This window comes from Actinopolymorpha singaporensis (assembly GCF_900104745.1).
In the GTDB taxonomy this organism is placed as follows: Bacteria; Actinomycetota; Actinomycetes; order Propionibacteriales; family Actinopolymorphaceae; genus Actinopolymorpha; species Actinopolymorpha singaporensis.
The window spans coordinates 793,145-812,152 of record NZ_LT629732.1 but is presented as its reverse complement, the minus strand read 5'-3'; the positions used below and the strand labels follow the sequence as shown (position 1 = coordinate 812,152).

Genomic DNA, 19,008 nt, shown 5'->3' with positions numbered 1-19,008 from the left:
TGCGTGCGTGAAGGCGAGGTGGAGCACGGGCCGACCGGGGCGTCGCTGGACGGACTGGAACGCCGCACCGGCGGACCGGCGTACGGCGGTCTGGCCCGGCTGCGCGCGGCGCGCAGCTCGCACGGTGTGGTCACCCCCGAGGACCAACGCGTCGTGGCCGAAGAAGTGCGCCTTCCGGTCGCCGCCGTGCACGGCGCCGCGAGTTACTACGCCGACCTCCGCGGCCGGCAGGGCACCCGGCACGTGCGGGTGTGTGCGGGCACGGCCTGCTTCGTCGCCAGCGGAGGTGGCCGTCACGTCGCCGAGGTGTCCCGCGTCCTCGGCGTGCCTCCGGGCGAGTGCACCGTGGACGGGCGGGTGTCGCTGCAGGAGGTGCACTGCCTGGGTTACTGCTACACGGGCCCGGCCGCGTTGGACGGCGACCTGCCACGCGCGGGAGCCGACCTCGCCGCGCAGCTCGCCGAGGAGGCGCCGCCCCGCGCCCCCGAACCCGTCGTCCGAGCCGCCACTCCACCGGTCGTCCTGCGGGGCGTCGTCGGCGAGGAGCCTTCCTGGCAGGCGTGGCCGCGGCTGCTGGCGGCCGTTCGGTCAGACGGCGGACCTGCCACGGTCGCCAGCCGGATCCGAGCCGAGGTGGCGACCGCAGGGCTTCGCGGCCGGGGCGGTGCGGGGTTTCCCACCGCACACAAGTGGCGGGCGGTGGCGGGCTCGGACGTTCCGCCCGCGCAGCGTTACGTCGTCGCCAACGGTGACGAGGGTGACCCCGGGTCGTTCTCCGACCGGGTGCTGATGGAGCAGGACCCCGGTCGGCTGCTGGAGGGGCTCGCTCTGGCCGCGCTGGCCTGCGGGGCGGAGCGGGGGTTCGTCTACGTGCGGTCGGAGTACCCGCGCGCCTTCGACCGGCTCCGCGAGGCGGTCGCCCAGGCGTACGCCGACGGCCACCTGGGCGACAACCCGCACGGCTCCGGCGTCCGGCTCGATGTCACGGTCGTCTCGGGTGCCGGGTCCTACCTGGCGGGAGAGGAGACCTCCCTGCTTCGGTCGCTGGCGGGTGTGCGGGCCACAGTGCGCCCGCGACCGCCGTATCCCGCCGAGTACGGCCTGCTCGGCCGGCCCACCGCGCTGAACAACGTGGAGACGCTGGCGGCGGTCCCGGCCATCGTCGCCGAGGGTGGGCGAGCCCACGCCGCGCGCGGTGTGCCGCCGGAGACGGGGACGTTGCTGGTCTGCCTGAACGAGCGCTTCCGGCGTCCTGGTGTGTACGAGGTGGAGCTGGGCACGCCGATGCGGGACATCGTGCTCGGTCTCGGTGGCGGGCTGGCCCGGGGCGCCCGGTTGCGCGCGCTCCAGGTGGGCGGCCCGCTCGGCGGCTTCCTCGGCCCGGACCAGCTCGACGTGCCGTTGCTGGGAGCAGCCCTCGTCGAGGCCGGAGCGCCGCCCGGGCACGGCAGCCTGGTCGCCGTCGACGACCAGGTCGACCCGCGCGACCTGCTGCGGGCGTTGTGGGAGTTCGGCGCGCGGGAGACCTGCGGCACGTGCACGCCCTGCCGCGAGGGGACCCGGCTCGGCGAACGCCGGCCCGAGGCGGCCGCCCGCGACGACGCCCTGCTGGACACGATGGAGAACGCGAGCCTGTGCCCGTTCGGTACCCGGCTCCCGGCTGTCGTGCGCGGCCTGCGCCGGGTGTACGGGGAAGAGCTGTCGTGACCGGGGAGCGGGTGCGGGCCGCCGTACGGCTGCGGGTCGACGGGGAGCCGGTGGAGGTGGCCGCTGGCGGGACGCTGCTGGACGCCGTGCGCGCGGCCGGCGGGGACGTACCGACACTCTGCTTCGACGACCGGCTGGCCCCGTCGGGCGCCTGCCGGGTGTGCCTGGTGCGCACCGGCCGCGGTGTGGCCGCCGCGTGCACCACCCCGGCCGAGGAAGGCGCCGAGGTACGGACCGACGACCGCGACGTGGCCGCCATGGTTCGCCGGGTGCTGGAGCTGATGGTCGAACGCATCCCCGAACGAGCGCTCGGCCTGCCCACCGAACTCGCGGCCGTGTGCGCGCGGCTCGGGGTGGAGGCGTCGGCGTTCGACCTGGCCGGCCGGGGTCTGGGCCGGGACGACTCGCACCCGTACGTCCGGCTCGACGCCGACCTGTGCATCGCCTGCGGCCGGTGCGTGCGGATGTGCGACGAGGTACAGGGAACCTTCGCGCTGACCATGGCCGGCCGGGGCGCGGACACCGTCGTGGCGGCCGGCGCCGGCGGCCCGTGGGTGGAGTCGGACTGCGTGGCGTGCGGCGGGTGCGTCGACTCCTGCCCGAGTGGCGCACTGAGCGGGCCGGTGTCGGTGCTCACGTCGTACGCCACCGCGGGGAGTACGCCCGCCGCCCGGACTTCTCTCACCCTGCCTTCCGGTGGCCGCCCGGCCGACCTGGTCACCCGGACCACCTGCGGTTACTGCGGCGTCGGCTGCACCCTGGACGTGCACACCCGTGACTCCGGCATCCTTGCCGTCACCCCGGCTCTGGACGGCCCGGTCAACCGCGGCCATGCCTGTGTCAAGGGCCGCTTCGCGTACGGGTTCGTGCGCTCCCCGGACCGGCTCACCACCCCGTTGGTACGGCGTAAGGGCCGGCTCGAACCCGCCGCCTGGGACGAGGCGCTCGCCGTGGTAGGCCGTGAACTGGCCCGGATCCGCGACCGGCACGGGCCGGACGCCATCGCCGCGATCTCCTCGGCCCGGTCCACCAACGAGGAGAACTACCTGCTGCAGAAGCTGATGCGAACGGCGATCGGCACCAACAACGTCGACAACTGTTCGCGCATCTGCCACGCACCCTCGGCCGTCGGGCTGATCGCGAGCTTCGGGCTGGCCGGCGGCACCAACCCCGCCGAGGATCTCGACGTCGCCGACTGCATCCTCGTCGCCGGCGCCAACGTCACCCAGGCCCACCCGGTGATCGGTGCGCGGATCGCGCAGGCGGCGCTGCGCGGTGCCCGCCTGGTGGTCCTCGACCCGCGGCGGACCGAACTGGCCCGGCTGGCCGACGTCCACCTGCGGGGGCGGCCCGGGTCGAATGTCGCGGTGTTCAACGGGCTGGCCCGCCTGCTTGTCGACCGCGGCCACGTCGACGAGGAGTTTCTCGCGGCCCGCGCGGACGGCCTCGAGGAGCTGCGGGAGCTGCTGGCCGACTACCCGCCCGACCGCGTGGCCGAGCTGAGCGGCGTCCCGCCGGACGCGCTGGCCGCGGCCGCCGAGGCGTACGGCACCGCGCGGCGACCGGCGATCGTCTACGGGCTCGGTGTCACCGAACACGCGCACGGGACCGACGGGGTCCGTACGCTCGCCAACCTCGCGATCCTGCGCGGCGCCGTCGGGACGCCGCACGGTGGGGGCGTCAACCCGTTGCGCGGTCAGAACAACGTGCAGGGCGCCTCCGACATGGGCGCGCTGCCCGACATGCTGCCCGGCTACCAGCGGGTCGACGACCCCGAGGTGCGGGGGAGGTTCGCGGCGGTGTGGGGGACGCCGGTGCCCGAGCGGCCGGGGCTGCGGATCCCGGAGATGTTCGACGCCGCGCTCGCCGGGCGGGTGCGGGCGATGTACGTGTTCGGCGAGGACATCCTGGCGACCGACCCCAACTCCCGGCATGTCCGCGCGGCAATCGACGCGTGCGACTTCCTGGTGAGCCAGGAGATCTTCCTGTCCGCCACCGCGCAGGTCGCCGACGTGGTGCTGCCGGGTAGCTCGTTCCTGGAGAAGGACGGCACGTTCGTCAACTTCGACCGGCGGTTTCAGCGGGTCCGGCCGGCCCTCGACCCGCCCGGCCAGGCATACACCGACTTCGACGTGCTGCGGGCCGTCGGCGGCGCGCTCGGCGTCGACCTCGGCTGCCCCGACCCGGCCGCGGCGCTGGCCGAGTGCGGCGAACTCACACCGGTGTTCGCCGGCATCTCCCACGAACGCCTCGACCGGGAAGGTGCGGTGCACTGGCCGTGTCGCGCACTCGACGACCAGGGCGAGCCACGGTTGTACGGGACGGCCTTCGCCACCCCGGACGGGCGTGCTCACCTCGCGGCCCGGCCCTGGCTGCCGCCGGGCGAGCCACCCGACGAGGACTTCCCGTACGCCCTGATCACCGGCCGGCGGCTGGTGCACTACAACAGCGGGACGATGACCCGGCGTACGCCGAACCTGGCGCTGGTGCCCGGCGAACACCTCGACCTCCACCCCGACGACGCGCGGCGGCTCGGCGTCGGCGAGGGCGACCCGGTGGAAGTCACCAGCCGAAGGGGCGCCGTGACCGCTCCGGCCCGGGTGACCGACGAAGTGGCGGTGGGTGAGGTGTTCCTCACGTTCGCCTTTCCGGAAGTGCCGGCGAACCTGCTCACCTCCGCGGAGGCGGACGAGGTGACGTCCTGCCCGGAGTACAAGCTCACCGCCGTCCGCCTGCGTCGCGCCTGAGGGCCGGCGACCTACACGAACGTCACGCGACCTGCTCGGCGAAGATCTGCGAAAAGCGACGCTGCTGGGTGATCAGCTGCTCGTAGGTTCCGTGCTCGACGATCCGGCCCTGGTCAAGGACGTAGATGTGGTCCATGCCTTTGAGGGTCCACGCACGGTGTGACACCACGATCGTGATCCGGTCTGATCTGGTCCGCTGCAGCTCCGCGAAGATCTGCTGCTCTGCCTCGGCATCAATGGCTGACGTGGGTTCGTCGAGAATCCAGATCGGAGCGTCGCGCAAGTAGATGCGCGCAAGAGCGAGTCGTTGCCACTGGCCGCCCGAGAGACCGACACCTCCGAACTGCGACCCGAGCTGGGTGTCGAGCCCGTCCTTCAACCTCCGGACGAAATCTCCGGCGTGGGCGGAGTCGAGCGCTTGCCAGATCTCGTCGTCGGTCGCCCTACCGTCCGGACGGCCGATTCTGACATTGTCCCGAACAGTGAACTCATAGCGGCCGAACTCCTGGGTGAGCAGCCCGAAGTAGCCGAGACGTGCCGCCAGCGGCAGGGCTGCGGCATCCACACCGTCGACGGCGACCGCTCCGGCATCGGGCTCGAGGAGTCCCAGAATTGTGTTGATCGCCGTCGTCTTACCCGCACCGTTCACCCCGACGAGCGCAATGATCTGGCCCTTCTCCGCGGAGAGTGAGAGTTCCCTGATTGCCGGCCTTTCGGAGCCCGGATAGGTGACGGTCAGACGACGTACGTCGACGCTCTGGGCGTCAGCTCGGCTCTGGGTGTCCGCCGATCGCGGAACAGACTCCACGAACTGACGGTAGGCACGGACCTTCGGGGCGAACGAGATCAGGTCGCCGAAGGAGAACCCCGCGTCCCTGGTGGCCGCCACTCCGGACAGGACACCCACGATGCCCGCCGCGATTCCCGCGCCCCTGGACCCTCCCACAACCACGCCCGCCAGCGCTCCGCCCAGCAGCATCGCTGTGCCGCCACCGGAAATGGTCCCGGAACGTGTGAGCAGAAGGAGGATGCGGTCGAGAATCGCATCTGCCGTCCTGCGGCGAGTGTCGGCCACCTCCGCGACGACGGCACCCGAGCCGAGGGTCGCCAGTTCGGTTGCCGTACGTTGCCCGACCAGTTGCTCGACGGCGTACTCCGACCGTCTCTCCCATTCCCCGTACGGCACAAATGCTGCATCCTGCATCTTGGCTTCCCAGGCGAACACGAGCAGGTTGGGAACGAGCGCGGCAACTACCAGGACACCTGCGACGGGGCTGATCTTCCAGACCGACACGCACAGCGCGGCGGCAGTGACGAGCGCACCCACCGACGCCACAACGGAGCTCGCCAACCTACCCAGGTCGCCCAGTGAGCTACGGCAGCCCTGAATCGTCGCGTTGGTCTGCGCCTGGCCAACCCGTTGGGGTGGAAGGGCCGCAACCGCCCGCATGAGCTCGTCCTGGTAGTAAGCACGTAGGCGGTTTGCCGTCCGTTGACCGATCAGGTTCGTGTTCTGCGTCATCGCCTGCCCCAGACCGAGCAGGACGGTCAGCACCAGGAGCGGAGGGACATACTCACGTGCCGTCCCCCCAGATGTTTCGACCAGCCAGGAAACCACGAGCACCTGGGCGGCGGGCGTGATCGCCAGTACCAGGTAGCCGACGCTCACCCACAGCAGCCAGGTCGGGGAGTATCCCCAGGCGCGTCGCACCGAGTACACGGAAGCGTCTACAGCGGCGCGGAACGCGCCGATCTTGGTCATCGCCAGATCTCCTGTGACCGTCTCGACCGATTTCGCCTGACCGCAGCGGATCCCGACGATCTTCGCAGGCGTGTCCACCCGGTTTCCGGCGTCGATCCGCCGCCGACACCGCCGACAGCGCCGGGCCGGGAGTGGCCGAGACCGGGAACCTCGGCGTGTCCGCACACATGCGACCGGCCCTGCCGGGGTATCGAGACCTGGTGGACTTCGGAGTTGGTTACTTCCCGACACATGACGGCATGCGACCCGGCCCCCTGGCCCGGATGCTCGAGGAGCGCGGCCAGAGCGCGGTCTACTTCGCCGAGCACACGCACATCCCGGCCAGCCGCGAGTCGCCCTATCCCGGCGGCGAGTCGCTGCCGACGAAGTACTGGCACTGCTACGACCTGTTCGTCGCGCTGACCGCGGCCGCCGAGGCGACGTCGAGCCTGCGCATCGGCAGTGGGGTGTGCCTGGTCATCGAACGCGACCCGATCGTGACGGCCAAGGAGGTCGCCAGCATCGACCACCTCTCCGGCGGCCGGTTCGAGTTCGGCGTGGGTGCCGGCTGGAACCGCGAGGAGATGCGGCACCACGGCACCGACCCGAAGCAGCGGATGGCGGTGCTCCGCGAACGCGTCGAGGCGATGCAGGCGATCTGGACCGAGGAGGAGGCGTCGTACGCCGGAAGGTTCGTGACCTTCGACCGCATCTTGTCCTACCCCAAGCCGGCCCAGCGGCCGTACCCACCGGTGCTCGTCGGCGGTGACGGCCCGACCGTGCTGGACCGGGTCCTGACCTTCGGCGACGCGTGGTTCCCCAACTACTCCGGCGACGCGATCTTCGGCCGGGTGGCGGAGTTGCGCAACCGCGCCGAGCGGCCGGTCGAGGTGCAGATGATCTCCACCCCGGCCGACCCGGCGGTGCTGGAACGCATGCACGAGGCCGGGGTGAAGCGCGCGAACCACTGGCTGCCGTCAGGTTCGCGCAGCACGGTCGAACGCGCGCTGGAGCAGTGGGAGGCGGCGATCGCCGACTTCAACGGCGAGTGATTCCCGGCCGGCGGCCAGATTTGCCCATTCGGGCAACAAGTATGACTTAACGCGGAATCCCCTGGATACGATCACCTCTGCTCGGCAAGCGCTCTCCCAATCCTGAGCGACCGGGTGCGTTCGTCTGGTGGCGCGCCCGAGTGGCGGAAGGGATCCGCATGAGTCGTCTCGCCCGTCTCGTGGTCGCCGTCGTCGCGCTGGCCCTCGTGGTGCCTCTCGGCGGCGCCGCACGTGTGCGCCCGGCCCCCGGCGCCACCACCTCTACGGTCACCACCTCTTCGGCCGGCACCTCTGCGGCCGGCACCGCCGGCTCCATCGACTCGGCACTGCCGAGCGGGTCCGAGGACGACCTCGCTCGTACGTACTACCAACTGCTGCTGCGCAACACCCGCTTCCAGGAGAGCACCTGGAACGCCGAGCAGGGCACGTACGGCATCGAGAACTGGGACGTCGTGGGCGTTCTCGGCAACGCCGTCCTGCTGCGGTTCGGCAGCTACGACCCGTCCGTGGCCGGGGTCTCGCAAGAGGTGCTGCGCGACCACACGATCCGCAGTCTGGCGGCCGCGATCGCCGCGAACAGGTTCGTCGACCCCGCACACGGCACCTGGGGCGCGCGGATCTACTGGGACGCGACCATGGAGGCGTACCTCGTGGCTGCCGCCCATCTGATGTGGGCCGACCTCGACGACCGTACCCGCGCCGGTGTCGACACCATCCTGCGCGGGGAGGCGGGTTACCTCGTGGACGTCGGTGCCGAACCCGGTGACCCCGGCCGGGAGGGCGGCACCACCAACGGCCTGCGAGGAGGGTACGTCGGCGACACCAAGCTGGAGGAGATGGGCGCCCGCACGATGATGCTGGCCGCCGCCGACGCATTCCTTCCCGGCAACACCGACCGGCTGCGCTGGCGGGAGTGGCTGAACCGCTGGACCCTCAACATGGACGGTCTCCCGGTTGCCGACCGGGTGAACCCGACGGTGATCGAGGGCCGGCCCGTGTCGGAGTGGGCGGGCGCGCAGAACATCTTCGACACGTTCACCAGTGAGAACCACGGCGGCTGGAACGGCATGTACCAGCAGTCGGCCGCAACCTACCCCGGCCGCAACGTCGTGCAGTATCTCATCGCCGGCCAGCCGATCCCGGCGAGCCAGTTGACGCTGCCCAACAACGACGAGATCCAGGGCGTGCTCGACCAGTTGGGCACCGACGCCGGGGTACCGGCCGAGCTGATGGTCGGCGACCGCGTGCACTTCTACGGGCGCAGCCTGATCCCGTTGACGTACCGCGCCATGGTGACCGGCGACCGGATGGCCGCACGGGCAGAACGCATGCTGGCCGACCGGCTCGGCCCGTACGTGGAGTACCCGCCGACCGGGATGCTGGTGAAGTTCCGGCGGGGTACGGGGTATGAGACGGAGGCGCGGGCCGAGGTCGCCATGTCCTACCTCCTGCACTTCTGGCGGGCCCACCTGGCCGGTGACGTGGCGCCGGTGAGCGAACGGGAGTACTTCGCGCGGGCCTCGAAGGTCACCGACTTCGGCGACGTTCCCGGCCTGGTCAACCAGCAGTCGCCGAAGGCGCTGATGTCGGCGGTGACCAAGCCGGGGTACGTGAAGTTCGCCTACCTTCCGCAGCACGACGACTGGCTGTTCGACGTGAGCGCGAAAGCACCGTCGTTCCTGCCGTCGGTGACGGCGGTGGACGAGCGGAACTCACGTACGTACACCCGCCTGCGCGACGGCGTGGACGCGTCCGCGACGGTCGTGCGGCGCGGTGACTCCTACGCGGGTTACACTACGCTCCCGGACGGCTCGGTCGTCTACGCCACCACCGGGACCGGCGACGACGAGGGCTCCCTGCGGCTGCGCAACCTCGACATGCCCGGAGTGCCCGGACTGGACGGCGACCGGACGTTCACCGCGTCGAGCGGGAGTACGACGCTCGCGCCGGACGGACTCGGTGGCGGCGGGACCGAGCAGCTCGCGTTCACGCCCACGCAGGCGCGCTACGTGCGGATGACGGGTGTGCAGGCCGCGTCACAGTGGGGCTACTCGATGTACGAGTTCGAGGTGCGCGGGCCTTCCTCGGAAACGAACCTGGCGCTGAACCAGCCGGCCACCGCGTCCTCCAGTTACGGCGAGGCGTCGGTGCCGGCGAAGGCGGTGGACGGCGACCCGGCCACCCGGTGGGCGAACTCGGCAGCCGAGCGCCCGACGATGAAGGGCTGGTTCGCGGTCGACCTGGGCGCCTCGCGAACGGTGTCCCGCGTGACCATCCAGTGGCAGGAGGACGCCTGGCCGATCAGCTACCGGATCGAGGTCTCCGACGACGGGCAGAACTGGCGTACGGTGACCAGCGTTCCGAGGTGGCAGGACGTCGACGGGCAGTGGTTGAACGTCGACGGCCGGGCCGGGTTCGTCGTCCGGGGCAGCACCAACCCGATCGCGGTCGCGCCGACCGGCGTCGCGCTCTCCCACGGTCCGGCAGACGGCGCCGCGGGCATGGTGGTGCAGGGGTTCCCTGCGCAGACTCCGGCGCAGACCGCCCGGCTTGCGGCCGCGCCGCAGCCCTCCGGTGGCCCCGCCGCGCTGCGGGCGGCGTTGAACGACCGCTACCTGAGCCTGTTCAACCTGGGTTCCTCAGCCGTTGACAAGGTCGGCTTGACAGTGCCGGAGAGCGGGGACGAACGCACGCTGTACCTCGGCCGGCAGACGACCACCCCTACCGGTCTGACGTACCAGGTCGGCCTGGCCGCGGGTACGGCAGCCGTGCAGGCACCGCGGTTCCGCCTCTCGGCGGTTCGGTCGGGTGGGCAGGCACCTGACGGTCTGGCCGCGGAGGTGGTCGACTCGCACCTTGTCCGGTTGACGAACTCGGCGGAGATCGCTGCCAAGGTGACGTTGACATCGGTGGCGACGGGCGAGCAGGCCGCCGTGACCGTACCGCACGGCCAGTCCCGGGAGGTGCGCTTCGAGTCCGGCGTCCGTACGCCCACGAGCGACCTCGCGCGGGACCGGATCACCTACCCCTCGTCGCCGTTGCCGCCCGGGATGAGTGACCCCGACCGGGCGGTGGACGCCGACGCGCGCACGGCGTGGACGCCTGGTGGCAGCGACCGCAGGCTGGTCGTCAACCTCGGCGTGAACGCCGACGTGCGGCGCGCGACGGTGCGGTGGACCCCGGCGGCGGTGCCGTCGTACGCGGTCGAGGTGTCCACCGACGGGACCACCTGGACGCGGGTGGCCGACGCCTCGGACGGGCAACAGGCGAGATCCTTCGCCTTCTCCGCGTCCGCCCGCTACGTGTCGGTGCTCGTCGGGGACTGGCACCGCGGTCAGGCGGCCCTCGCCGACCTGTCGGTCACCGGATCCCATCCCTGACCGCTCTGAGCGAGCGGAGCAGGTCCCTGCGGGCAAGGTGGGAAGACTCATGGGGCCTCGGGCACCCCCAACTCTTCCCACCTCGCCAGTTCTTCAGGGAACCGGCGCGGACCCCATGCCGGACCGGGCCGCGGTCAGGACTCGAGGACGCGGCGTGGACCCGGGCCGTGCTCGGACAGCCGGTCGTACGGGTTGGCCAGGACGCACCGGTCCAGCGACAGGCACCCGCAGCCCACGCAGTCGGTGAACTCGTCCCGCAACTGCGTCAGCCGGTGGATGCGTTCGTCGAGCTCGGCCCGCCAGCGGGCAGCGAGCCGTGCCCAGTCCTCGCGGTTCGGCGTACGCCCGTCAGGTAGTTCGGCCAGCGCGGCGCGGATGTCGGCGAGCGGGATGCCGACCCGCTGGGCCACCCGGATCAACGCGATCCTGCGGAGCGTGTCACGGCGGTAGCGGCGCTGGTTTCCGCTGGTGCGCCTGCTGGTGATCAGCTGCTGGCGTTCGTAGAAGTGCAGCGCGGACACGGCCACCCCGCTGCGTTCGGCGAGCTGACCGACCGAGAGTTCCTTCTGGTCCCAGGGCACTCCGTCCAAGTTGGCCACCTCCACGGACCGCACGACGTCGACCTGAACATTACTTCAGGTCCTAGGTTGGTAGTCGGGCGCCCACCGGACCTGGGCTCCCGAGCCGATCCGAAGGGGAAGCCCTGTGCCAGAAGGCCAGTTCCAGCTTGCGTTGATCGTCGGCAGCGTACGGGAGGGCAGGTTCGCGCCGGTGATCGCGAACTGGTTCCTCGGCCAGGTCGAACGCCGCGGCGACGTCGTGGTGGACGTCATCGACCTCGCCGACCTCACCGATCACGGCATGCCACGGGACGGCGGCGGGTTCACCGAGCGGATCGGCGCCGCGGACGCGTACGTCGTGATCGTGCCGGAGTACAACCACGGCTACCCGGGCCCTCTGAAGACCGCGATCGACACCGTCCGGGTCGAGTGGCGGGCCAAGCCGGTCGGCTTCGTGACGTACGGCGGTGTCTCTGGCGGGCTGCGCGCGGCCGAGCAACTCCGCCAGGTCTTCGCCGAACTCCACGCCGTGACCGTGCGGGAGACGGTGAGCTTCCACCAGGCGCGGACGAGGTTCGACAGCGAGGGCGAGCCGGTCGAACCCGGCGCGGTCGAACTCGCCGCGAAGGTGCTGCTGGACCAGCTCGCCTGGTGGGCGTTCACCCTTCGGGCCGGGCGCGACGCACGACCTTACGGCGGCTGACGGCTCCGGCCGACTGACCGCTCCGGATCTACTGGCCGATCGAGGCACCTACTGTGGCTGGACGGCTGCCCGGGCGAGGACGGTGGTGCCCCTGCCGGGCGCGGACCGGACGTCGAGCCGTCCCCCGATGAGCTCGGCGCGCTCGGCCATGCTGCCCAGCCCGTAGCCGCCGCCGTCGGGTCCCAGCGTGGCCGCGGGCGGGCCGTCGGCGAGCAGGTCGAAGCCCCGGCCGTCGTCGCTGACCTCCAGCGACACCTCCGCCGCCGATCGCCGCAGGCTCAGCCGGACGTTGCTCGCCCCGGCGTGTTTCACGACGTTCTGGAACGCCTCCTGGGCGATGCGGTACAACGCGATCTCGACGTGTTCGGGCAACGCGCACCGGTCCACCTCGACGAGTACGTCGACCCCCGACACGGCGCGGGCCAGGCTGGCCAGGCTGTCGGCCAGGCCGAGGTCGTCCAGCACCGGCGGCCGCAGCCCGTTGATGGCCGCCCGGGCCTCGTCGATCGCCAGGTGGGTGAGCCGGCGGGACAGCACGAGCTGCTCGGCCGCGAACGCCGGCTCCTCTGTCAGCGCCTCGGCCGCCGCGTCCAGGTGGAACCGCAGGCTGCACAGCCGCTGGGTGATGCCGTCGTGGATGTCGGCGGCCAGCCGGCGGCGTTCCCCCTCCTGGGCGGCGACGGCCTGTTCGGCGAATCGCTCGTGCGCGCGTTCCCGGGCGGCGAGCCTGCGGTGCAGCCGGGCCTGGTGCACCGCGCCGGCGATGAGGCTGCCGATCGACGTCAGCAGGCGTACGTCGGCCTCGCTGAACTCGCGTCTCTGCCGGGTGTGCACGTTGAGTACGCCGACCAGCCCGCCGGGCGAGCTGGCCATCGGCACCGAGACCATCGAGGTGTACTCCTCGCCGCGCAGCTCCGGGAAGTAGCGGTAGCGCGGGTCGTTCGCCTTGCCCTCAACGATGACGACGGGTTCGCGCCGGCTCGCCGCCCAGCCGGTGACGCCCTCCCCGAGCCGCAGCCGGATCCGTCCCACCTCACGGTCGAACGGCGGGGTCGCGCCCGCGAGCGTCAGTGACTGTTCGGTGTCGTCGAGGACGTGTACGAAGCACTCGTCGGTGTCGGTCGCGGCGACGATCAGGGGAGCGACCCGGGCGGCGAGCACCTCGGGTTCGGGACCGGCCGAGATGGCCTCGATAATGCCGACGAGCAGGGCGTTCTCCGACGCCGCGTCGGCCAGGCCTAGTGCGTGGCCGGTCACCGGAAGATCCCTTCGCGCAGGGCGACGGCCACCGCGCCTGCCCGGTCGTTCACCGACAGCTTGCGGAAGATGGAGCGGACGTGGGTCTTCACCGTCTCCTCGCCCAGGACGAGCTTGCCGGCGATGGCCCGGTTGGACAGCCCGGCGACGAGGAACCCGAGCACCTCGCTCTCGCGCTGGCTGAGCCCCAGGTGCGCGCCCGGCCAGAACTCCCCGGCCTGCAGGCGCGCCGCGGACGCGACCGCCCGGCCTGCCATGCTCGGGTCGACCACCGTCTCCCCGCGCGCGGCCCGCTCCAGCATCCGGACGAGTTCCTCCCGGTCGATGGACTTCAGCAGGTACCCGGCCGCGCCGGCACGAAGAGCCTGGAAGAGGTACTGCTCGTCGTCGTACGCGCTGAGCAGCACCACCCGGCGACCGGGCGTGGTCTCGACCAGACGCCGGCACAGATCCAGCCCGCTCACCGACCCGCGCAGGCGGACGTCGGAGACCACGAGGTCCGGGTCGAGTGCCGCGACCATCGGCTCGGCGGCGTCCGCGCTGACCGACTGCGCCACGATCCGCACCCGGCCGCGAAACCGGGCGAGCAGCGCTTTCAGCCCTTCCAGGACCATCTCGTGGTCGTCGACCAGGATGATCCGCAGCGGCCGGCCCGCGGCCTGCTTGTCCTGGGATACCTGCCTGGTCGCCTGCTTGGCACGCCCGGGCGGGTTCGCCCGTCCGCGTACGGTTCGACCGCCGCCCCCGGCTCGGCTGTCCATGCACCGAGGGTAGGTGTGACCCCGCCGCCGGGCCGGTGGTCCGAGGTCACCGGGACCGCTGGCGGCGGGCACCGGGACCTTTCTCGTACGCCGCGGTCGTCGGCGCCCGGCTCACCCCGGCCGCCCCTCGGCGGGGGGATGCCGCCCGCGGCCGTCCCCGCCTACGGTGTGGGGCAGGCGGACGAGGGGACCCCGTGTCGCATTGCGGACATGGTGCGGGTCCCCGGGTCAAACGCACTGGCTGGCGGCATGTCCCGGCGGTGGCGACACGTCCGTTCCTGAGGGGAGGGAAAGGACATGCCGCACAAGCTGATCCGGATGCACCGCGTCCACGACGACCAGGCGCCGGTACGCCAGCCCATCATGATCGGGATCGCCGGTGACAGCGCGGCCGGGAAGACCACGCTCACCAAGGGACTCGCCGAGGCGCTCGGCCCGGACCGGGTGACCACGATCTGCGTCGACGACTATCACCGTTACGACCGGATCGAACGCCGATCCAAGCCGTTCACCGCGCTGCATCCGGACTGCAACCACGTCGAGATCATCGAACAGCACCTGCAGTTGCTGGCCACCGGTCAGCCGATCCTCAAACCGGTCTACGACCACTCCACCGGTGAGCTCACCCGGCCGGTGCTGGTGCGGCCGAAGGAGTTCGTCATCGTGGAGGGCCTGCTGCCGTTGCACACCCGGCTGATGCGGGCCTGCTTCGACGTCACCGCCTACCTCGACCCGCCCGAGGAGATCCGCCGGCAGTGGAAGGTATGCCGGGACACCAGCAGGCGCGGCTACAACGCCGACCAGGTGCTGGCCGAACTCGTCGACCGGGAGCCGGAGTCGGCGGCGTACATCCGCCCACAGCGCGCGTTCGCCGACGTCGTGGTGCGGTTCGCGCCGGTCGCCGGGCGGGACGACCCGCCGGGTACGCCGTTGTCGGCCGAGCTCATGTTGCGCCCGACGATCCGGCACCCGGACCTGAGCGGGTCGCTGGCCGAGCGCGACCAGCGGGCGATCCACCTTCGGCTGTGCCGGGACGAGGACGGCCAGCCCGCCGACGTGCTCCACATTCACGGCTACGTCCCGCGTGAGGAGAGCCGGATCGTGGAGAAGGTGCTGTGGGCGCAACTCGGGGTTGACGCGGGCTTCCCGGCGGAGACCCTTGGCGACATCGGCAACGGCGAACGCAGCGAACCGCTGGCCATCACGCAGCTGTTGTTGCTCTACCACCTGCTGGCCGCGCGGGGGATCCGCGACGCAAGGGACGGTTGACGTACGCCGGTCACTGCGTGGTGAACACCCGGCTGGCGAGGAAGTCCTCCGGCTCGAAGCGCATCAGGTCCTCCCGGTGCCAGGTGCGCCCGGTGGCGGCGAGCAGCCGGTTGGCCTGTCGCAGCCGGGCACGTTCGAGTGCGTTGCGAACGCTGCGTGCGTTGGCGAACCGCGGCTGCCGCATGCGGCGCTCGAGGTAGTCGCGAAACGTCTGCTCGGCGTCCGGGGTGAACTCGTAGCGCTCCTGCGCCAGCATCAGCCGGGCGATCGCCGCCAGCTCGTCCAGGTCGTAGTCGGGGAAGTCGAGGTGGTGGGCGATCCTCGAACTCATTCCCGGGTTGGAGGCGAAGAACGAGTCCATCCGGTCCTTGTAGCCGGCGAGAATCACCACCAGCCGGTCGCGCTGGCTCTCCATCACCTGCAGGAGGATCTCGATCGCCTCCTGGCCGTAGTCGCGTTCGTTCTCGGCCCGGTAGAGGTAGTACGCCTCGTCGATGAAGAGCACGCCGCCCATCGCGCGCTTGATCACCTCCTTGGTCTTCGGCGCGGTGTGCCCGACGTACTGGCCCACCAGGTCGTCCCGGGTCACCGCGACCAGGTGGCCGCGGTCGATGCAGCCCAGCCGGTGCAGGAGTTCGGCCATCCGCAGGGCCACCGTCGTCTTGCCGGTGCCGGGGCTTCCGGTGAACGACATGTGCAGACTGGGCCGGGACGAAGTGAGCCCGAACCGCTGGCGTACCCGGTCCACCAGCAACAGCGCCGCGAGCTCGCGGACGCGGGTCTTCACCTGGCGCAGGCCGACCAGTTCGGCGTCCAGGGCGTCCAGGACGGTGTCGATCCCCGCCGCGCGCCGTTCGGCGGCGAGGTCGACCGAGGCGTCCGCGGGCAGCGGGTCCGCCGGCTGGTCCGGCCGGCCGTCGGGAGCCTCGCCACCGGTGCGGGATCCTCCGGGCGTCGGCATCCCGAACCCGCGCCGACGCTCGTCGGCCCCGCTCACGTGGCGCTGCCGCCGTCGGGGTGGTCGCCGTTCGGGTAGCGGTCGCCGGCCGGCCGGTCCGTGGCGTACGACGCGATCGTGTAGCGCAGCCGCCGGTCCGGACCCTCCTCGCGCACCACCCGGAAGCCGGGCTCGATGGCCGGCCGGTGGACGATGAACGACAACGCGGTGGTCTGGCGTTCGTGCCGGGCGTCGTAGGCGTTCACCCGGATGTAGCGCGCGGGGTACGCCCGCCGGCATTCGTTCACCTCGTACAGCACACCGCCCGCGTCACGCAGGTCGAACATCGGCAGCCCCCACATGTCCCAGTAGTGGTTGCGCGGGTGCGGGTCGTCGGTGAACTCGACCGCGAGCGACCAGCCCTGGTCGAGGGCGTACTGGATCTGCTTCTCGATCTCGGTGTCGGTGAGATCCGGGAGATAGGAGAAGGTGCCCTGGGTGATCCGCATGCGATCCGTCCGTCCTAGATCGACGTCGGCGTCTCGACGACGTCCGGGGTGTCGGTCGACTCGTAGTTGAAGGTGACGTCGCCCCAGGTGGACAGCGCGACGTCGAGCTCGCGGCTGTGCCTCGCGGCGGCCCGCAGGATGTCCTCGCCCTCGCGGAGATAGTCGCGGCCCTCGTTGCGGGCCTTGATCATCGCCTCCAGTGCGACCCGGTTGGCGGTGGCGCCGGCCGCGATCCCCATCGGGTGCCCGATCGTGCCGCCGCCGAACTGGAGCACGACGTCCTCGCCGAGGAAGTGCAGCAGCTGGTGCATCTGCCCGGCGTGGATTCCTCCGGACGCGACCGGCATCACCCCGGGCAGCGACATCCAGTCCTGCTCGAAGTACAGGCCCTTCATCGGATCGGGTTCCAGCGTGTTCGCCCGCAACGTGTCGTAGAAGCCGGCGACGGTGTTGGGGTCGCCCTCCAGCTTGCCGACCACCGTGCCGGCGTGGATGTGGTCGACGCCCGCCAGCCGCATCCACTTCGCGATCACCCGGAAGCTCACGCCGTGGGATTTCTGCCGGGTGTAGGTCGAGTGCCCGGCCCGGTGCAGGTGGAGCAACATGCCGTTGCGCCGGGCCCAGTTCGCCATCGACTGGATTGCGGTGTAGCCGACCGTGAGGTCGATCATCACGATGACGCTGCCGAGGTCGCGGGCGAACTCCGCTCGCTCGTACATGTCCTCCATCGTCGCCGCGGTGACGTTGAGGTAGTGCCCCTTGATCTCGCCGGTGTCGGCCTCCGCGCGGGTGACGCCCTCCATGCAGAAGAGATAGCGATCACGCCAGCGCATGAACGGCTGGGAGTTGATGTTCTCGTCGTCCTTGGTGAAGTCGAGCCCGCCGCGCAGGGCCTCGTACACCACCCGGCCGTAGTTGCGGGCGGACAGGCCGAGCTTCGGCTTCACGGTGGCGCCGAGCAGCGGCCGGCCGTACTTGTTGAGGTACTCGCGTTCCATGACGATGCCGTGCGCCGGACCCTGGAACGTCTTGGTGTAGTGCGGCGGGATCCGCATGTCCTCGAGGCGCAGCGCCCGCAGCGCCTTGAAGCCGAACACGTTCCCGATGATCGAGGAGGTGAGATTGGCGATCGACCCCTCCTCGAACAGGTCGATGTCGTAGGCGACGTAGGCGATGTACTCCCCGCTCTTGCCGGGCACGGGGTCGACGCGGAAACACTTGCCCTGGTAGCGCTCGTACGCGGTGAGCCGGTCGGTCCACACCACCGTCCAGGTGGCGGTGGACGACTCGCCGGCGACGGCGGCGCCGGCCTCCTCGGCGGGCACACCCTGCTGCGGAGTGATCCGGAACGCCGCCAGAATGTCCGACGGTTTCACGACGTAGTCGGGTTGCCAGTAACCCATCTCCGCGTACGGGATGACGCCGGCACCCCAGCGGTCCATGGCTTCTCCGGTCGTCATCGACGCTCCCCGCAACACGGTGGGACTCCAAGTCAGGCCTCGCGTTCGAGGAGTTACCCGATCGGGTGGGCAGCTACTCACGGCCGGGTTCTCGCGGTGGTTGTGTCCGACGCCGCGCCTTCGGACGTCCTAGGTCCAAGGTCGTAGTCGGGGTTCGATCAGCCGTCCGATGGCGAACGGCGCCGCCGGTGGAAGTGTCGTACGCATGGACACCACCTTCAGCACACTCGGGTACGACGACCTGCCCCGGCTGCTGACCCAGCTGACCGGGGACGAGAAGCACAGCCTGAGCGCGCACTCGACGCTGGACGTCCTGTGGGTGCTCTACGACCGGGTGCTCCACGTGTCACCCGCGACGGTGGACGATCCCGCGCGGGACCGCTTCCTACTGTCCAAGGGACATGGGCCGATGGCCTACTACGCCGTCCTCGCCGCGAAGGGCTACTTTCCGGTGGAGTGGCTGGCGGACTTCGCGTCGTTCGAATCACCGCTCGGCCACCATCCGGATCGCGTGCTGGTGCCGGGTGTGGAGATCTCCAGCGGCTCTCTCGGGCACGGCCTGCCTCTCGGGGTCGGCGTCGCCCTCGGTCTGCGCGCACAGGAACGTGCGAGCACGAGGGTCGTGGTGCTCGTCGGTGACGCCGAACTGGACGAGGGCACCAACCACGAGGCGATCGCGTACGCCGGTGCTACCGGCCTGGACAACCTCACCGTCGTCGTGGTGGACAACCAGTCGGCGACGCACGGTTGGCCGGGTGGCATAGCCGAGCGCTTCGCTGTCAACGGATGGTTGACACAGGTCGTCGACGGGCGCGACCACGCCGACCTCGAAGCGGCGTTGACGAAGCGGGCGCCCGGGCAGCCGAACGTCGTGGTCGCCGTCGTGGCACCCAAGTTCGCCGGGCAGACCGGGAAGTGAGGAGAA

Annotated in this window: 14 protein-coding genes; 7 read left to right on the top strand and 7 right to left on the bottom strand. The window is 71.0% G+C overall.

What is annotated here, in order from left to right; genetic code table 11:
- The first annotated feature begins 3 nt into the window (after positions 1-3).
- Both BLU27_RS03740 and fdhF read left to right on the top strand, forming a co-directional pair.
- Positions 4-1,707 (top strand): NAD(P)H-dependent oxidoreductase subunit E, encoded by a 1,704-nt coding sequence (locus BLU27_RS03740; protein WP_197681664.1) that lies wholly within the window; start codon positions 4-6, stop codon positions 1,705-1,707.
- Positions 1,704-4,454, top strand: coding sequence for a formate dehydrogenase subunit alpha (fdhF, locus tag BLU27_RS03735; RefSeq protein WP_197681663.1), 2,751 nt, complete (start codon positions 1,704-1,706; stop codon positions 4,452-4,454). The genes BLU27_RS03740 and fdhF overlap by 4 nt, the downstream gene beginning before the upstream one ends.
- A gap of 22 nt (positions 4,455-4,476) precedes the next feature.
- Here the strand turns inward: fdhF and BLU27_RS03730 are convergent, their stop codons facing one another.
- Positions 4,477-6,216, bottom strand: coding sequence for an ABC transporter ATP-binding protein (locus BLU27_RS03730; protein WP_157728194.1), 1,740 nt, complete (start codon positions 6,214-6,216; stop codon positions 4,477-4,479).
- A 239-nt stretch (positions 6,217-6,455) separates the two neighbouring features.
- Between BLU27_RS03730 and BLU27_RS03725 the strand changes: the two genes are divergently transcribed.
- A complete protein-coding gene (locus BLU27_RS03725) occupies positions 6,456-7,247 on the top strand; it encodes an LLM class F420-dependent oxidoreductase (RefSeq protein WP_092657134.1) in 792 nt (263 codons plus the stop codon).
- A 158-nt stretch (positions 7,248-7,405) separates the two neighbouring features.
- Positions 7,406-10,627: a discoidin domain-containing protein gene (locus BLU27_RS03720; protein ID WP_092650561.1), complete on the top strand. Its 3,222-nt coding sequence runs from the start codon at positions 7,406-7,408 to the stop codon at positions 10,625-10,627.
- 134 nt (positions 10,628-10,761) lie between these two features.
- Here BLU27_RS03720 and soxR read toward each other — a convergent pair whose 3' ends face one another.
- On the bottom strand, positions 10,762-11,217 hold the full coding sequence (soxR, locus tag BLU27_RS03715) for a redox-sensitive transcriptional activator SoxR (protein ID WP_092657132.1): 456 nt from the start codon (positions 11,215-11,217) through the stop codon (positions 10,762-10,764).
- A 115-nt stretch (positions 11,218-11,332) separates the two neighbouring features.
- Here soxR and BLU27_RS03710 point away from each other — a divergent pair, with 115 nt between their 5' ends.
- Positions 11,333-11,890 (top strand): NADPH-dependent FMN reductase, encoded by a 558-nt coding sequence (locus BLU27_RS03710; RefSeq protein WP_092650559.1) that lies wholly within the window; start codon positions 11,333-11,335, stop codon positions 11,888-11,890.
- A 48-nt stretch (positions 11,891-11,938) separates the two neighbouring features.
- On the opposite strand, the gene BLU27_RS03705 is transcribed toward BLU27_RS03710, so the two are convergent.
- Both BLU27_RS03705 and BLU27_RS03700 read right to left on the bottom strand, forming a co-directional pair.
- Positions 11,939-13,147, bottom strand: a complete 1,209-nt coding sequence (locus BLU27_RS03705) for a GAF domain-containing sensor histidine kinase (protein ID WP_092650557.1) — start codon at positions 13,145-13,147, stop codon at positions 11,939-11,941.
- A complete protein-coding gene (locus BLU27_RS03700; protein WP_172804858.1) occupies positions 13,144-13,908 on the bottom strand; it encodes a response regulator in 765 nt (254 codons plus the stop codon). The genes BLU27_RS03705 and BLU27_RS03700 overlap by 4 nt, the downstream gene beginning before the upstream one ends.
- Before the next feature lie 297 nt (positions 13,909-14,205).
- Between BLU27_RS03700 and BLU27_RS03695 the strand changes: the two genes are divergently transcribed.
- On the top strand, positions 14,206-15,177 hold the full coding sequence (locus BLU27_RS03695) for a phosphoribulokinase (RefSeq protein WP_092650555.1): 972 nt from the start codon (positions 14,206-14,208) through the stop codon (positions 15,175-15,177).
- A gap of 10 nt (positions 15,178-15,187) precedes the next feature.
- On the opposite strand, the gene cbbX is transcribed toward BLU27_RS03695, so the two are convergent.
- Genes cbbX through BLU27_RS03680 form a run of 3 tightly spaced genes read right to left on the bottom strand, consistent with a single transcriptional unit; the run spans position 15,188 to position 18,083 of the window.
- Positions 15,188-16,174 (bottom strand): CbbX protein, encoded by a 987-nt coding sequence (gene cbbX / locus BLU27_RS03690; protein ID WP_241827768.1) that lies wholly within the window; start codon positions 16,172-16,174, stop codon positions 15,188-15,190.
- A complete protein-coding gene (locus tag BLU27_RS03685) occupies positions 16,171-16,623 on the bottom strand; it encodes a ribulose bisphosphate carboxylase small subunit (RefSeq protein WP_092650551.1) in 453 nt (150 codons plus the stop codon). Before BLU27_RS03685 ends, cbbX begins: the two co-directional genes overlap by 4 nt.
- A gap of 14 nt (positions 16,624-16,637) precedes the next feature.
- Complete coding sequence (locus BLU27_RS03680; protein WP_092650549.1) at positions 16,638-18,083, bottom strand: form I ribulose bisphosphate carboxylase large subunit; 1,446 nt, start codon at positions 18,081-18,083, stop codon at positions 16,638-16,640.
- A 205-nt stretch (positions 18,084-18,288) separates the two neighbouring features.
- On the opposite strand from BLU27_RS03680, the gene BLU27_RS03675 reads away from it, so the two are divergent.
- On the top strand, positions 18,289-19,002 hold the full coding sequence (locus BLU27_RS03675; RefSeq protein ID WP_092657129.1) for a thiamine pyrophosphate-dependent enzyme: 714 nt from the start codon (positions 18,289-18,291) through the stop codon (positions 19,000-19,002).
- Positions 19,003-19,008: the final 6 nt, after the last annotated feature.

Excerpts from the sequence above, each read along its gene's own strand:
- BLU27_RS03730 (WP_157728194.1), bottom strand. The coding sequence starts at position 6,216 with ATGACCAAGATCGGCGCGTTCCGCGCCGCTGTAGACGCTTCCGTGTAC.
- BLU27_RS03725 (WP_092657134.1), top strand. The coding sequence starts at position 6,456 with ATGCGACCCGGCCCCCTGGCCCGGATGCTCGAGGAGCGCGGCCAGAGC.
- BLU27_RS03720 (WP_092650561.1), top strand. The coding sequence starts at position 7,406 with ATGAGTCGTCTCGCCCGTCTCGTGGTCGCCGTCGTCGCGCTGGCCCTC.
- BLU27_RS03700 (WP_172804858.1), bottom strand. The coding sequence starts at position 13,908 with ATGGACAGCCGAGCCGGGGGCGGCGGTCGAACCGTACGCGGACGGGCG.
- BLU27_RS03695 (WP_092650555.1), top strand. The coding sequence starts at position 14,206 with ATGCCGCACAAGCTGATCCGGATGCACCGCGTCCACGACGACCAGGCG.
- BLU27_RS03685 (WP_092650551.1), bottom strand. The coding sequence starts at position 16,623 with ATGCGGATCACCCAGGGCACCTTCTCCTATCTCCCGGATCTCACCGAC.
- BLU27_RS03680 (WP_092650549.1), bottom strand. The coding sequence starts at position 18,083 with ATGACGACCGGAGAAGCCATGGACCGCTGGGGTGCCGGCGTCATCCCG.
- BLU27_RS03675 (WP_092657129.1), top strand. The coding sequence starts at position 18,289 with ATGGACACCACCTTCAGCACACTCGGGTACGACGACCTGCCCCGGCTG.